Source organism: Rhizobium sp. LjRoot30, assembly GCF_964253915.1.
Classification (GTDB): Bacteria; Pseudomonadota; Alphaproteobacteria; order Rhizobiales; family Rhizobiaceae; genus Metarhizobium.
In genome coordinates, this window is sequence record NZ_CAXUSG020000004.1 from 397327 (window position 1) to 412366 (window position 15040).

Annotated in this window: 9 protein-coding genes and 3 pseudogenes; 7 read left to right on the forward strand and 5 right to left on the reverse strand. The window is 57.1% G+C overall.

The annotated features are described in order from the left end of the window. The 3 genes from ACSQ3I_RS11645 to ACSQ3I_RS11655 all read right to left on the reverse strand — a co-directional run bounded on the left by ACSQ3I_RS11645 (nucleotide 1) and on the right by ACSQ3I_RS11655 (nucleotide 3729). Nucleotides 1-627, reverse strand: coding sequence for an aminotransferase class IV family protein (locus ACSQ3I_RS11645; protein ID WP_435998970.1), 627 nt, complete (start codon nucleotides 625-627; stop codon nucleotides 1-3). Next, on the reverse strand, nucleotides 612-1772 hold the full coding sequence (locus ACSQ3I_RS11650) for an aminodeoxychorismate synthase component I (RefSeq protein WP_435998972.1): 1161 nt from the start codon (nucleotides 1770-1772) through the stop codon (nucleotides 612-614). Before ACSQ3I_RS11650 ends, ACSQ3I_RS11645 begins: the two co-directional genes overlap by 16 nt. 109 nt (nucleotides 1773-1881) lie before the next feature. Then, nucleotides 1882-3729: a M3 family oligoendopeptidase gene (locus ACSQ3I_RS11655; RefSeq protein ID WP_435998974.1), complete on the reverse strand. Its 1848-nt coding sequence runs from the start codon at nucleotides 3727-3729 to the stop codon at nucleotides 1882-1884. 230 nt (nucleotides 3730-3959) lie between these two features. Here ACSQ3I_RS11655 and ACSQ3I_RS11660 point away from each other — a divergent pair. The 3 genes and pseudogenes from ACSQ3I_RS11660 to ACSQ3I_RS11670 form a co-directional block, all read left to right on the forward strand. After that, nucleotides 3960-5169: pseudogene (locus tag ACSQ3I_RS11660) on the forward strand (sigma-54-dependent transcriptional regulator); the annotation flags it as partial. 176 nt (nucleotides 5170-5345) lie between these two features. Beyond that, nucleotides 5346-5528: pseudogene (locus tag ACSQ3I_RS11665) on the forward strand (helix-turn-helix domain-containing protein); the annotation flags it as partial. A gap of 187 nt (nucleotides 5529-5715) precedes the next feature. Then, nucleotides 5716-7695: a DUF882 domain-containing protein gene (locus ACSQ3I_RS11670; protein WP_435998975.1), complete on the forward strand. Its 1980-nt coding sequence runs from the start codon at nucleotides 5716-5718 to the stop codon at nucleotides 7693-7695. Nucleotides 7696-7803: 108 nt separating this feature from the next. Here the strand turns inward: ACSQ3I_RS11670 and ACSQ3I_RS11675 are convergent. Next, a pseudogene (locus tag ACSQ3I_RS11675) lies at nucleotides 7804-7977 on the reverse strand (DUF2312 domain-containing protein); the annotation flags it as partial. Nucleotides 7978-8661: 684 nt separating this feature from the next. On the opposite strand from ACSQ3I_RS11675, the gene ACSQ3I_RS11680 reads away from it, so the two are divergent. From ACSQ3I_RS11680 to ACSQ3I_RS11695, 4 genes are all read left to right on the forward strand, one after another. Further along, entirely contained in the window at nucleotides 8662-10011 is a 1350-nt protein-coding gene (locus ACSQ3I_RS11680) for a hypothetical protein (RefSeq protein ID WP_435998976.1), read from the forward strand. Further along, nucleotides 10011-11981: a hypothetical protein gene (locus ACSQ3I_RS11685; protein ID WP_435998978.1), complete on the forward strand. Its 1971-nt coding sequence runs from the start codon at nucleotides 10011-10013 to the stop codon at nucleotides 11979-11981. The genes ACSQ3I_RS11680 and ACSQ3I_RS11685 overlap by 1 nt, the downstream gene beginning before the upstream one ends. A 284-nt stretch (nucleotides 11982-12265) precedes the next feature. Beyond that, nucleotides 12266-14197 (forward strand): hypothetical protein, encoded by a 1932-nt coding sequence (locus ACSQ3I_RS11690; protein WP_435998980.1) that lies wholly within the window; start codon nucleotides 12266-12268, stop codon nucleotides 14195-14197. Further along, nucleotides 14190-14672, forward strand: a complete 483-nt coding sequence (locus tag ACSQ3I_RS11695) for a hypothetical protein (RefSeq protein ID WP_435998981.1) — start codon at nucleotides 14190-14192, stop codon at nucleotides 14670-14672. The genes ACSQ3I_RS11690 and ACSQ3I_RS11695 overlap by 8 nt, the downstream gene beginning before the upstream one ends. A 43-nt stretch (nucleotides 14673-14715) precedes the next feature. Here the strand turns inward: ACSQ3I_RS11695 and ACSQ3I_RS11700 are convergent. Continuing rightward, nucleotides 14716-15040 (reverse strand): hypothetical protein (locus ACSQ3I_RS11700; protein ID WP_435998983.1); only part of this gene is annotated, 325 nt, incomplete at its 5' end.

Genomic DNA, 15040 nt, shown 5'->3' on the forward strand with positions numbered 1-15040 from the left:
TCAGGCCTCGATGAGTTCGGCGCGGATCAGGCCGCGCAAGGAATTGCCGACGAAGATTTCGCGGTTCGTCAGGTCCTGCAGGCGCAGGCGCTGGATGCGGGCCTTCTGCTGGCAGATCATGTCGGTGCGGAAGACGCCGGAGAGCAGGCCGGAGGTCAGGGTCGGAGTCATCAGCGGTCCGTCGCCATCGGCAACGAAGATGCTGGTGATGGTGCCTTCGCAAACGTCGCCCTTCTCATTGAGCAGGATGACTTCTTCTGCCTCGTCGGCAGGGTACTCGGCGCGGGCCGCTTCGTAGACATCGCGTTTGGAGGTCTTGTGGCGGATGAGCGGGTCGGCGGAATCGATGCGGGTCTTGGCCACCCTCAGTCGCCAGACCGCATCTTCTTCAAGCGGCGTGAATGGCGTGGAGGTGATGTCGAGTTCGCCCTTGTGAGTCAGCGTCATGCGCACGCGCAAAGGGCCTTCGGCATCGCGAACATGGTCGTCGAGTTTCTTGCGCACGCCGGCGGGCTGGCGAAAACGCAGGGCATCGGCGGAGCGGGCCAGCCGCTTCAAATGCTGCTCGACGCGCAGCACGCCCTGTCCCGGTTCATAACGAAATGTCTCGATCAGCGTGAAATCCATTGATCCCCTACCGCAAAGCGGGCCTTCAGGAGGCACTCCTCATATTCGGCATCGGCGCGCGAATCGAAGACGATGCCGCCGCCGACATTGAAGACAGCATGTCCGTTTGGAAAGAGTGTGACAGTGCGGATCGCCACGGAAAAACGCATCGGTCCGTGCGGCGCGATGAAGCCGATGGCGCCGCAATAGGCATCGCGCGGTCCCGCCTCCAGATCGTGCAGGATCTCCATGGCGCGGATTTTTGGCGCCCCGGTGATGGAGCCGCATGGGAAGAGGGCGGCGAAGATGTCGCGGATCGACAGGCCTGCCGTGAGCTTCGCCTGCACATGGCTCACCATCTGGTGGACGGTGGGATAGGTCTCGATGTCGAAGAGTTTCGGCACGTCGAGGCTGCCGACCTCGGTGATGCGGGAAATGTCGTTGCGCAGGAGGTCGACGATCATGCGGTTCTCGGCCTGGGTCTTTTCGTCGGCCAGCATGTCCCGGATGATTGCCTGATCTTCCTCCGCTGTCGCACCACGCCGCGCCGTGCCTTTCATCGGATGGGTCTCGATCCAGCCGTCTTCATCCGTGCGGAAAAACAGTTCTGGCGAGCGCGACAGGATTTTTGGGCCGCCGAGATCGATGAAGGCGCCGTATTTCACCGGTTGGCGCTCGATCAGCGACCAGAAGGCGGCAAGCGGATCGCCGTTCCAGCGGGCGGTGATCGGCATGGTGAGGTTGGCCTGGTAGCAGTCGCCGAGGCGCAGGTGGCGGTGCAGCTGGTCGAAACGGTCCTCATAGGTCGCGAAATCCCATTCGGCGCGCGGCTCCGTCAGGAATGGCTCGTTTTCGGTGCGCTGCTGCGGCTGGGCGAGTGGGTGGCTGTCTTGCTGTGGCGCGGTAAAGACGCCGAAACAGAGAAGCGGGGTTTCGCGGTTGTCCTCGGCGAAATCCTTGAGCTTGTCTTCAAAGAGATGCCCGGCCTCGTAGGACAGGTATCCGGCCAGCCATTTGCCGCTGCGTTTTGCCTGTTCCATGCGGGCGAGCGCGGGGAAAAATTCCGCCGCCGTCCGGGCGACGATGATCTCCTCCGGCTCGGCAAACAGCATGACCTGGCCGGCCGCATCGTCGCGGAAAAGGGCGAAGGGGTGATGGTTGGCCATGGCTGGCGTTTGGTTCCTAAAGTTGACGCGGCTGCCCCCCATCCGCCTGCCGGCCCCCTCTTCCCGTAAGCGGGGAGAGGGTCAGGGTGAGGGGCAGCCCCAAGCGCAATCAATCCTTATCAAGCGCTTCAAGTTCGTCGATCAGCCCTTCAATCATCGACAGTCCCTGTGCCCAGAACGACGGATCGGTGGCATCGAGGCCAAAAGGTTTTAGGAGTTCCGAATGATGCTTGGTGCCGCCGGCCTTAAGCATCTCGAAATACTTCTCCTGAAAACCCTTCTCCGCGCCCTGATAGACGGCGTAGAGCGAGTTCACCAGGCAATCGCCGAAGGCATAGGCATAGACGTAGAAGGGCGAATGGATGAAGTGGGGGATATAGGCCCAGTAGGTCTCGTAGCCCTCGGAAATTTTGATCGCCGGGCCGAGGCTTTCGGCCTGGACCGACAGCCAGAGTTCGCCGATCTGTTCGGCGGTCAGTTCACCTTCCTTGCGGGCGGTGTGCACCTTGCGCTCGAATTCGTAGAAGGCGATCTGGCGCACGACCGTGTTGATCATGTCCTCGACCTTCTGGGCGAGCATCGCCTTGCGCTCGCGCTTGTCCTTTGTCTTTTCCAGAAGGGCGCGGAAGGTCAGCATCTCGCCGAAGACCGAGGCGGTTTCGGCGAGCGTCAGCGGCGTCTGGCACATCAGCGCCCCCTGCGCGCCGGCCAGAACCTGGTGCACGCCGTGGCCAAGTTCATGGGCGAGTGTCATGACGTCGCGCGGCTTGCCGAGATAGTTGACCAGCACGTAGGGATGGGCCGATGGCACCGTCGGATGGGCGAAAGCGCCCGGCGCCTTGCCGGGGCGCACCGGCGCGTCGATCCATTGTTCGTCGAAGAAGCGGCGGGCGATATCGGCCATCTCCGGCGCAAAGCCGTGATAGGCGGAGAGCACGGTGTCTTTCGCTTCCGCCCAGGGGATGAGCGCGTCGGCGGCTTCCGGCAGCGGCGCGTTGCGGTCCCAGAAATTCATCTGTTCCATGCCGAGCCACTTCGCCTTCATCGTGTAGTAACGATGCGACAGGCGCGGATAGGCATCCTTGACGGCGGCGGCCAGCGCATCGACCACTTCCCGCTCGACACGGTTGGCAAGATGGCGGCTGTCGGCGATGTCCTCAAAACCGCGCCAGCGGTCGGAAATATCCTTGTCCTTGGCCAGCGTGTTGGTGATCAGCGCAAAGGTGCGGATGTTGGCCTTGAAGGTTTCGGCAAGGGCAATCGCCGCCTTCTGGCGTACGGACGGATCCTGCTCCTGCAGCATGTTGAGCGCCACTTCCAGCGGCACCTTCTCGCCGTCGATGTCGAAGCGCAGCTCGGCCATCGTCTCGTCGAACAGCCGGTTGAAGGCGGCGGCGCTGGTCATCGATTTCTCGAGGAAAAGCTGCTCGATCTTGTCGTCGAGCTGGTAGGGCTTGTCCTGGCGCAGGTCGACGATCCACGAACGGTAATGGCCGGCGGCCGGATCGCTGGCCATGCAGGCATCCATCACCGCATCGTCGATACGGTTGAGTTCCAGCGGGAAAAACAGGAGGTGGGCGGCAAATTCCGTCAGTTTCGACTGAACGTCGCCGTAAAGCTTGCCGTTTGCCGGGCTGGTGGTGTCGGAGAAATAGGTGAGGCCGGCGAAGGAGGCGAGACGTCCCATGACATCGTCGAGCGCTTCGGATTCGGCGATTGCGGCGCCGATGCCTTCCGGGCCGGTTTTGGTGGCAGCGTCGGCAAGCTTGCCCTTCCATTTATCTTCGAAGGCGCGCGCATCGCGTCCGGCCTTTTCGAGATCGCCCAGAAATTCCGGGGATGAGGCGGAGGGATAAAGATCCTCAAGCCGCCAGACCGGCAGGTCTCCCAGCACGGCGAGACGGTCCGGCGCCGCTGCGGCGGCATCCTGGGCCTGGCGGATCGGCAATGAGCGCATGATCGGTATCCTTGTCTTCAGTCGTTTTTGCTTCGCGGACAGATGTATTGGCCCGGCGGTCGTCCGGCAAGTCGCTTCGCGGCGGATCGTTTGCAGGGCGAATATGCGGGAAGCATCAAATAGAGACCAAGTGGTTAAAATGCGAGCTTTTCTCAAAACTGGATGTTCAAGCCTTTCTGGGAAGTTTGTCTGCAGAACGGGTTGCGCATGAGGCGCAGCTCTCATGATCGATGCAATGGAGTCTCACCTTGATCGCGCACATTCTGGTTGTCGACGACGATTCTGTTCAACGCCGCCTGTTGAAAAACGCGGTGGAGCGACACGGACATATTGCGCATCTGGCCGAGAACGGCCGCGCCGGCCTGGAAGTTCTCAAGCGCCGGCTGGGTGAAATCAACGTCATCGTGCTCGACCTGGTGATGCCGGAGATGAACGGCCTCGCCTTCCTGGCGGCGTTGCACGACCTCGGCATCGAGATCCCCGTCATCGTCCAGACCGGGCAGGGCGGTATCGAGACGGTGGTGCAGGCGATGCGTGCCGGCGCCTTCGATTTCGTCGTCAAGCCGGTCTCGCCGGAACGGATCGCCAATTCGATCGCCAATGCGCTCAAGGTCGACCAGCGCGAAGCCAAGGCCCGTGCCGGCCGCAAGAGCCGTGCCACCGGCATCGGCTTCGACGATATCGTTTCCGCCAGCCCGTCGATGCTGCGGGTCATCGAACTGGCGCAGCGCGCTGCCCAGTCGCATATCCCCGTCGTGCTCGAAGGCGAATCGGGTGTCGGCAAGGAGTTGGTGGCCCGGGCGATCCAGTCGGCCGGCGATCGCGCCAACAAGCCGTTCATCACCGTCAATTGCGGCGCCATTCCGCACAATCTCGTCGAGAGCATCCTTTTCGGCCATGAGAAGGGGGCTTTTACCGGCGCCACCGAGCGCCATTCCGGCAAGTTCGTCGATGCCGACGGCGGCACGCTGTTCCTCGACGAAATCGGCGACCTGCCGCTGGAGGTTCAGGTCAAGTTGCTGCGCGCCGTGCAGCAGGGCGAAATCGAGACCGTCGGCGCCAGCAAGCCGCAGAAGGTCGATGTTCGCCTCATTTCGGCGACCAACAAGGATCTCATCGAGGAAGTGAAGGCCGGTCGGTTCCGCGAGGATCTCTATTACCGCCTGAACGTCTTCCCGATCACCATTCCGGCGCTGCGCCGGCGCAAGGAGGACATTCCGCATCTGGCGCGGGTCTTCGTGCAGCGTTTTGCCGCCGAGCAGAAGCTCGAGCATTCGCCGGTGCTGACCGCCGGCGCCCTGGCCTTGCTGACCGCCTATGATTGGCCGGGCAACATTCGTCAGCTCGAAAACGCCGTCTTCCGCGCCGTCGTTCTGGCGCAGGGTCCCGAAATCACCGAGGCGGATTTCCCGCAGATCGCCGCGCAGATCCCCGGTTATGTCAGCGCCGGCAGCCTTTCGCTGATCAGCGGCGGCCTGATGCAGGACCCCGGATCGGCCGACAAGCCGCCCGTCTATCCGGATTTCAGCCTGCACGAGAATGGTCTCTCCGCTCGCTCCGAGATGGCGGAGCCTGCGTCGGCGATGGTTTCGGACAATATCATCGTCAGCACCGATTCTACCGGCGATGTCCGCAAACTCGCCGATGTCGAGGAGGAATTGATTCGCTTTGCGCTGAAATTCTACCGCGGGCAGATGAGCCAGGTCGCCCGCAAGCTCGGCATCGGCCGTTCGACTTTGTATCGAAAACTCAAGGACTACGGCATCAATCCGGACGATCCCTTGAAGAATGCGGCGTAAACCATGCGGAATAAAAAGTGTTAACCGTCAGGCAAGCATGATTTGTTACCAATGACAAAGTTCTTGTTAGTGGATAATTCACTATATAAGAAGTGCTTGTGCATGTGTGGCATTTTTGCCATCGTGTCACCGCAATTGACAGTCATCTGGTGCAGCACGCGCAAATGTGTGTCGGACGGGGATAGAGTTGCCAAAACTGTTTCGAGCAAATACGCCTTCGGGTGAATGGCACTGCTTTGCGGCTTTGCTGACAAAGCTAGTGGCCAAGCCAGCGATGGTGCTTCTTGCTGCATGCATGATGTGGTCGAGCCTATCGGTCTCGGCGTCCCATGCTGCGGGCGATACGCGCAGCCTGAAGCTCTATTTCGTCCATACCGGCGAAAAAGCGGTCATCACCTTCAAGCGCAACGGCAAGTTCGATGCCAAGGGGCTGCAGCAGCTTAACCGCTTCCTGCGCGACTGGCGCCGCAACCAGCCAACCAAGATGGATCCGCGTCTTTTCGACCTGATCTGGGAAGTCTACCGCAAGAGCGGTTCGCGCGAGTACATCCACGTCGTGTCGGCCTTCCGTTCGCCGCAGACCAATTCCATGCTGCGGTCGCGCAGCAAGGGTGTCGCCGAAAAGAGCCAGCACATGCTCGGCAAGGCGATGGATTTTTATCTCCCCGACGTCAAGCTCGCCAATCTGCGCGCCATCGGCATGAAGATGCAGGTCGGCGGCGTCGGTTTCTATCCGAAGTCCGGCTCGCCCTTCGTGCACATGGATGTCGGCAATGTCCGCTCCTGGCCGCGCATGAGCCGGCAGGAACTCGTTCGCCTGTTCCCCGATGGCAAGAGCATGCATCTGCCGGCTGACGGCAATCCGCTGCCGGGTTACCAGCAGGCGCTGTCCGACCACAAGCGTCGCGCAGGCTCGGTGCAGATCGAGGTTGCCGATACGACGACGACAACGAAGCGCAAGGGTTTCTTTGCCTCGCTGTTCGGCGGCGGCGCCGACGAGGAAGAAGAAACCGGCCAGGCTGCGGAAGAAGTGCTGACGCCGACCCGCAAGCGCGACCAGCCGATCACGACGACGGCCGAGCAGGAGCCGGTGATGACGGCTGCGCTCGAGACCGAGAAGGAAAAGGACATCAATGCGCCGGTGCCGCTGGTGCGCCCGGCCTTCAAGGAAACGATGTCCGGCAACATGACGGCGCTGCTGCCGACCACCCGCAACGTCGCCGAGGAGGCCTTGCAGGCCGCTCTGCCGGCAACGCCGGAAACGCAGCCGACCGAAGATACATTTGCCGACCTGACCGCCTATCGCATTCCGGTGCCGGAACTGCTGGGCAAGCGCAACATGGCCGGCGATGCCGAGCTTGAGGCGAACAGCGTCATGACCGCATCCGTCGATCCGGCTGCAGCTGCCGGGGCAGAGACTGGCGAACTGGCATTCGTGCCGGTGCCGGGCACGCGCCCGGAACTCGCCGAAGCGCTGCTTGCCCAGGCGGCGGAAGCGAAGGTTGACGAGAAGAAGGTCGAGCAGGCCTCGTTGTCTCCCGATGTCATCGCTGCGCTGGAAAAGAGCGAGGCGCGTCCTGTTGCCGGCGGCGTGACCATTCCGGCAGCGGACGCGGCCGAAGAGGGAACCGAGGACTATCAGCGCGAAGCGGCGGAACTTGCCCGCGCCACCGGTGCTGCCGAAGACGAGTACACGACCGACGAACCGGCCGATACCGATGGCATCATGCAGATGGCGGCGCTGGATACGGAAACCAAGCCCGTCATGCGCTCGGTCGATTTCGGTGATGCCTTCGACCGGCCGAAGCAGGAAGAGGCCAAGGCGGAACAGCCGGTTAATGGCGAACATACCGGCAGCCTGCCGGGCAAGGGCAAGCGTCCGCAGAAGGCCGATGCCGATGCGGATGCTGCAACCCGTGACACGATCCGGACCGAGCCGAAGCTGACCAAGCAGATCATTTCCCAATGGGCACTGAGCAAGGCTCGCTTTGAGGTGATCTCTAAGCCGGTCAAGGCCCCGCGTTTCGTCAGTCGCACGATGCGCGCCCAGCCGACCTCGGTTTATGCCACCGGCTTCACCGCCGCGACGGCGGAGATCGATCCGGGCCGGTTCAGCGGTTCTGCCGTCAACTTCATGGAAGTTCGCAAGTTCAACACGCAGAACTGAGGCTGGCCTATCCGGACGGCCCGGCTGTCGTGAGCGACACAGATTGAAAAACCCGCCGGAGCGATCCGGCGGGTTTTTGGTATTCCAGGTGGTGCTTGTTGCGGAGGCTCAGCCTTCCGGCGGCGAATCGATCATGCCGAGTGCGTGCAGGTAAGTGTCGAGGATCAGGTCCTCTTCCATGCGCTCCTGCTCGTCCTTCTTGCGGAGCGCGATGACCTTCTTGAGGATCTTGGTGTCGAAGCCCATGCTCTTGGCTTCGCCGTAGACGTCCTTGATGTCGTCGTTTTCAAACATTGACCCAAACGCTTACCGCTGGAGACCGACAAATAAGCGTCCGTCGACCAGACGGACACCGCTTTAACTTCGACTGCAAGCTATTCGGACTATGCCACATCACTACACGGCCGAATGGCTTGCAATCGAACAAAATAAAAGTCGGGCGTTAGCCCGTCCATGCTGCGTAGCAGCCGAATGGACCCGACCGCAGCGTAGCGGAGGGCGGGCTTGTAGGGGAGCAACTAAACCAGAATGCGCGAGCGGCCACCCACGGGCACATCGTGACGGCGAGTTCGCAAACTTTTTGCGTCGACTTCAAAAAAATTTGGCGGTCATTTTCGCGGACAATTCCTTTGAGTTCTCATTGCACACGACGGGAATTGCTCACTCAATTTAACCCAATTTTTTTCACCTGCCGCAATTATTGCAAGGTCCTCAACCGCCCCAAAAATAAGCCTTCACGATTTCCGACAAGGAAATCCTTGAATTTATGTCAAAAGGAATTCCGGTTTAAATATATAGGACATTTCCTTAAGACTAAGGAATTCTATCCATAAAAAGTACCAATATTTATTTGAGGATAAAATAGCATAATTCCTTTTTGTAGAAAAAAACCTGAAATATACTCATATTGACATAGTAGTCTACGTTTGGCAGCTTTCCGACACATTGCTATAGATGGAGAGCAGAATGGAGCGGCGGCAATTAGTTGGACCTTGCGAGACTGGGATAGCTGAAGTCATCTTCGACGGACCGCGCGTACAACTCGTGAGGACTTCTTCAGGTCCGTTTGCGCCGTATCATCCTGTCATTGTCGACAAGTTCGGGCGAACGATGCTGGAGCCAACGGAGTTCATCAGACTTAAACGAATGGCGAGCCGGATAAACTCTGCCAGCGGAGCCTATCAGGCCGCCCGCCAATTATCGGATGCTCTTTTCATCGCGGAGCAATACAACAATGGGACGGGGCTTCCTCTATCTTCGTACTCGGATCACTTTCTTGAGCAGCTGAAGGTGCATTTTGTCGGGCCGAAAATGACCCACGGTAAACCCACGGGATGCCGAGGGGTTACGAATGCAGTTTGGAACGCCAACCTGTCGATCATACTTCAGTTCCTACTCTTCTGTGAACGAAAGGGGATCGTAAAGGGAGTGATCGGGTTGCGCACTAACCCTCGTTCTTTCAACATTGAACTCGAAGAGGTGGACCCGTACCCCGTTCATCGCTTAGCTTTGAATGTCGTTGAGCCTGACGAGGTCGTTATACCAGACGATCAGGCGTTCAATGCGGTGCTCGCCGCCCGTGAAGAGCAAGTCAAAAACCCGGTGATTAGACGGCGTGATACTCTACTTACATTGGTCATGGATCAGGCCCTGCGGCGCTCCGAGGCGGTAAGCCTTCCGATTGATGCAATCCCCAGCGCCCAGGAAGTTCTGGCGCTCCGAACCGCTGGTAAAGAATCAGGGATATCGAAACCTGTTCCAATTATCGTTCATGGTTCCAAAACCGGTGCAGTGCGGGCTGTGGATTTTCCGCTAACCCTCGTCGAACGTCTTCGAGATTTCATTGATGATGATCGACCTTTTCTTCGACCGGCGAAGACCGAACGGTCGATCTTCGTTTCGAGCCAAACGGGAACGTCCCTTCACCCTCAAAGCGTGACAAATCAATACTGCACCGCGCGACGCACGGCCATCACTAAGGCGCGCTCGGCTGGTGCCAGCGAATACGAAATTTCCGATATCGAGCGAGTCCATGGACACGTGCATCGGCACAGGTCGGTAACCGATTCTGTGACATCGCAGCTTGAGCATGGAATCGATCCGCTCCATACCATGCTGACAGTCATGAGAAACGCTGGCATGTGCTTCGAGACAATGCTCCGCTATCTCCATCCTAGCCAATCTCGTCGAAAATCTGTGCTTAAGAAACAAGGCCGGGTCGACCAGCTTAAAGACGACATCGTGTTGGAGAGGCTGAGAGCCCTCGATGAGTCTAAACTACGGATGGTATCCAGAAAGCGCCGGAGCCGAAGATAATGGCTCGCAGACGTGCTCCGCCTACCGATGTTTCCAAAATAGCTACGCCGGTAGAACTCCAGCGAGACGGCGACTTTCCGCTTAAAGTATATTCGCCCCGTCATAGCCACCCTGGGCGATCTAAACATTTTAATCTGTCTGTTTTAGAGGGAACGGGGGAGCTTGGTCACACCATCGCCCGCGAGTTTTTGGAATTCGTGTCCGGCTATGCAGAAGAGACGGCTGATGCTTACCTTATAGCCGTCCGCTCGTTTTTCCGATCCTGTGTCGGGCAGCTCCGCAAGGAAGGCGCGCATCTTTCGTCAATCGGGGCGAGTCGTTGGAAAAAGTTCGCTAATCTTTGGTTTTACGACCTTCAGTCTGATGCGACGGTGGGCGATGTTACCGCCAACACCTATCTTGCCTCCAATCGGCTTTTTTTCCTTCATCTGCAAAAGCGGTTTCTCGTGCCAAAGTTCAGATGGCCGCCTGCTATCCAAGGTGCGGTTGGTCGGCCGAGACCTCCGGTCTCAAACGTTCCGGCGAAGGCTGTCCAAGCAACCCAAATCAGCTCGTGGTCAGATGCCGACCGCTTGGCTTGGTCTGAGCTTAGCAGGCTGAACGATCTTTCAAGCCCGACGGTCGTAAAGCAAAGAAATAACATCATTCTGGAGGCAGTGCGGCGGCACGCAGAACAGGAAGTGAGAAAAGTCTGGCAACTATTTTGCGAAAGTCGACAACTGGCCAGGAACAACACATCCTTCGATTTTGACGACTATTGCCAAACTTATGAATACTACTCAAATGGGGTGCTGAAGCGGAGACGCGGTTGGAGAGAATCGCTTCGGTTTCTGCCGAATTTCTTGGTGTACGTTGAGCGGAAATTTGGCGGTGTCGTTCCTGGAAAAAGTGACGACCCTGATTTTCTGAAATGCGCTTACGCGCTCCATTCCCACGACCTGAGAGGTCGGTTTCATCTGGAATACGAGGTGTTGGTTCCACTTCTGGCAATCATTTTCTGCGAGCGACCTAAAATGAACCTTGCCTCTCCGCTCTCGATGAGAACGGTAGATTTGTCCCAAGCTTCCCGAGACGAGCACCAAGCACGATGGACAAAGAAAAGGGCCAATTATCGACGGTTAGCCGACGACATGCCGACCGGATCAGAACTTGCTTTGTCCATAGACTCGACCGAGCGGATCACGGCCGCCCAAGCATTGTTAGTAATTGGTGAGCTTTCAAAGCCACTTAGAGCGAGAGCCATTCTTGGCACAGAAGAAAATCTCTGCTTGGTCAAGGAAACACTTAACGGCTACGCCGTTGGAAAGCCCCCTTCTCAGCCATGGATTTGCAAAAAGTGGGCGGATTTCCGCTCCGAGTCGGGACTGTTGTCAGCGTTCGACTTTACGTTATCTCAGTTTAGGCCGACTGGTGCAGTTACAGAGTTCTTTGAAACGGCCGACATTTTTAAAGTTGCGGACAAACTAGGCCAGAAGGACATTAGAGTTACCGCAAAATATATCGGTATTCTTGCGGCCGACACTTTGGATGCGGGAGATGTTCGCCAAGTGCAGGACTCTCTCACTATCGCGGTAGCGAAAAGAAGCGGCCGACCTCTCGAACAGCTCGGTATTTCGCCAGAGCGGGAGAAGCACATCAGGCAAACAGCATACTTTTCGGGTTTTCTCGGGTACAACCTTTCTGGTACCACTCAAGAGAGTGAAGAAAAACTAGGCGTACTCGAAAATATATTATCTGGTAGCAAGTTAATAGTCATAAAAACTCCAGAAGTCGCCGCTGAGATTATTGCGTTCAACAATCATATTATCGAGAACGGGAAGGCGATCCAGGGCACCGCTCAGTACGAGGAGTTCTGGCTGCCGCTCTTGGTAAGCTGCGCTCAAATAATCAAATCAATGGATGCGAGTGTGATCAGGGACGCTGAGAATTTATTGGCGGATCGGCCCATTAACTATGGACCTGTAATATGATGCAAAGGCCTAATACGCTCGCCGCGTCCGCTCGTGAGGTGGGAAGGACGCTTGCAGAAATCGAGCTGCCTCCCGATGTAATTGATGTCTGGGAAGCCGTTGTGTGGCGACACAAAAAGCAACCCGGTCAGCCAGGACGTCTGTCTTGGGAACGTAAACTTCCAAACGGAGAAATGCTGACCGACGTTAAGTGGGCTTCCCTACTGGAGATGTGCCGACGATACTATTGCCACCTGCGGACCACTCGCGGCAAGCTCCTTGCGCGAGATACAGCATTCTCGCGCATGAACATCCTCTTTCAGCTTGTCGATTGGGTGGTTTCTATCGGCTTCTCGTCGTTTGCCTCGGTGTCGGCCGCAGCGGTGCGGAACCTGGTCGATACCATAGATAAGGGCATATCGGCCGCGCGTGGGATAGTAAAAAAGCCACGCGCGCGTGCTGGAACTAAAGCGAGCGAAAATCCGCCCGCGACAGGTTCAAGTGGCAGCCTTGCAGGTAGCTACCTGTCTGTCGTGCTTTCCGTCATGCACGAGCTATACGATTTGTACGTCCTCCCGTTTGAGAATGACGAATTCATTCTTAATGACGGTTTCAGGTACTCGCTGTTTGACGACTTCATCGAAGCGGCAGAGGCGGGCCGCAAGAAGGGTCGTGCTCAGGAGCAAACCGACGACATTAACGAAGAGGCAGTTTTCGCGTACACGGATGCTGCGTTACAATTTATCTATGATTACGCTGACGATTTGATTGCGTTGAAGGAGCGGGCGGATGCGCTACCGCCTCCGACTGCATCGCGGGTTAGTCCAGGTGAGAGAATAGCCCTTGTTGCCGAACTTCTGGCCTTTGAGGTGCTAGCCGATAGCAGCGACCTTCTTACCGACAATGCGCCGAATTTTGCCAAGATTGCTCAGAAATGCGGCATTGATCCCACTTCCATTTATAAACCTCAGTTCAAGACCCTCATCTCAGACGCAGCAAGCGCACGAAAGTCGAAACGTGCCAGACGGGAAGCGTTTGCGCAGGAATTGTTTGAAGTAGCTAGATTGAAACGCGTCAAAGTCCAACCGCCACCTGCGAGGGCGAGGAACGCTGGTCTATTAGTTGGACTGCCTTTCACAGGAAAAATATCGGGAACGGCTTCGCCATGGCCTATCGAAACTATAGGGGCATCTCGTCACAATAGCCGGAGCATAGAAGCCGCGATCACGGACCTGTGGACGTCAATCGCGATAATCATTTTTGCCTGGGAACCTGATCGAACAGGGGAAGTGCTGAGTCTCGAAGCTGACTGCTTGGAAGAGGGTGTAGACGGATGGTACTTAAAGTCGAAAGTGTTCAAGGGGCGTAATCATGTAAGTGGAAGCGAAACACGGCATCCTTGTCCAGCTGTCGTCGTGAGAGCGATCCAAGTTGCGACCCGGCTGGGTGCCCAGGCTAGGCTAAATAGCGGCTCCAACGAGCTGTTCCTCCGCGATAATCGGCTCCGCGAGTCGGTCAGTGATCAGTCTTCACTTCGTAATCGGATGGCGGATTTTGCTAAGCGCTACGTCCGCGAAGATGTGGCAAAGGGGATCAAATTCATTCCACGCCATTTCAGGCGCTTTTTCCCTACACTATGGGTGAACTACTACAGCTATGGCGGGCGTTTCCGGGCCTTACAGCGTCTCCTCGGTCACGACGAGCTTACAACAACCATTTTGTATTGCCGCCGCGCGTCGCGGCTTGACGCAGTCCGTGAATCCCAAACGCGGATGACATCTCGCCTTATCGGTGAGAGCGTTTTCAACGGGATACCGCTTTTTGGCGGAGCGATTAAAAAAGTTCAATCGATCATTGCTCGGCTCGATTTTCGAATTTCTTCCCCTGCTGATCTTCCACAGAAGCTGGAAAAAGAACTTCGTACCAGCGGCATCCGCGTCTATCCATTGAATTTCGGATATTGCCTATGGCACTCAAAGGCGCGCCGTACTGCCAATTGTGCGACAAAGATCGAACCGGGTAGCGCGGAAGCATGGCCATCGAATGGTAAAACCGAAACTATGTGTGGGGGATGCGCAAATTTTTTCACCACCCCGATTTTTGAAGCATTCTGGTCGATGGCTCGTGAGCGGCATAAGCAGATGGAGGAAGATGGCAGGGCTCCCTGGATCATAAGGAGACTAGGTCGCAAGGGGAGACGTATTGCTGAACAATTCCTGAGGAAGATACGTGGCTAGAGCTTATCGCACGCGAAGCGCAAAGCATTTTACCGCCGGTGCGACTGAAAATGCCAGAACCCAGAAAGCTCGGGCGAAAGTTGAAGGGCTGTTGGAGTTTCTTCGAGGTATACAAACGGCCGATGATTTAGCGATTCAAACTGCTAAAGGGGTGTCGTTCGATTGGGAAGGGCTAAGGAAATTTGCTCGTTGTGGCAGCGATGCGATCCATAAGAATAACCCAGACCTTTTTTCCCAAATTGAAGCTGAGAAAACGCGCGTCCAACAAATCACCCTCGGCCCGGATTTTAGCGATACTCGCCCCCTGGGAAACAGCATCGATGCGAATCTGAGGGCTGAGGTAAGGAAGCTAGAGCAAAAAATGAAGTCTAAGGATCAGGAGCTGAATGAGGCGCGGCTAACACACCTTACACTTTTAGCTAGAATTGAGCATCTAGAGAGGGAGCTGGATCAGGAAAGACGCTCGCCGCGATAGGGGCTAGGCAAGTTCACGCCGTCGCCAAGTGGCTATTATCTCATTAGCGGCGTCTGGCCCGCTGCTCCTCCCAACGCTGGAACTCAGCAGCCAGTTTCTGTCGGCGGGCGACCCTTGCTTCCATTTCAGCGGCCTTTCTCTCTGAAGCGGTACGCTTTTTCGGTTTATCGGCAACACGGGTGTTTTCCGCCATTCGCTTCATTTTGCGAGTTTGGATTTTTTCGCCTGCGCGCCTGCGGAAGCCGCCATAACGGATTTCTACATTTCCTGGCGTGTAGCCGAGAGATTGGTCGATTGGAGCCAGATACCGCGACCCTTTGTAGGTCGGCATCATTTCCCATAAATCTGCAAAGAATAACGTAATATTC

Bases quoted from the DNA above. Each gene is read 5' to 3' on its own strand.
- ACSQ3I_RS11690 (WP_435998980.1), top strand. From the start codon at position 12,266: ATGAACATCCTCTTTCAGCTTGTCGATTGGGTGGTTTCTATCGGCTTC.
- ACSQ3I_RS11685 (WP_435998978.1), top strand. From the start codon at position 10,011: ATGGCTCGCAGACGTGCTCCGCCTACCGATGTTTCCAAAATAGCTACG.
- ACSQ3I_RS11650 (WP_435998972.1), bottom strand. From the start codon at position 1,772: ATGGCCAACCATCACCCCTTCGCCCTTTTCCGCGACGATGCGGCCGGC.
- ACSQ3I_RS11645 (WP_435998970.1), bottom strand. From the start codon at position 627: ATGGATTTCACGCTGATCGAGACATTTCGTTATGAACCGGGACAGGGC.
- ACSQ3I_RS11655 (WP_435998974.1), bottom strand. From the start codon at position 3,729: ATGCGCTCATTGCCGATCCGCCAGGCCCAGGATGCCGCCGCAGCGGCG.
- ACSQ3I_RS11680 (WP_435998976.1), top strand. From the start codon at position 8,662: ATGGAGCGGCGGCAATTAGTTGGACCTTGCGAGACTGGGATAGCTGAA.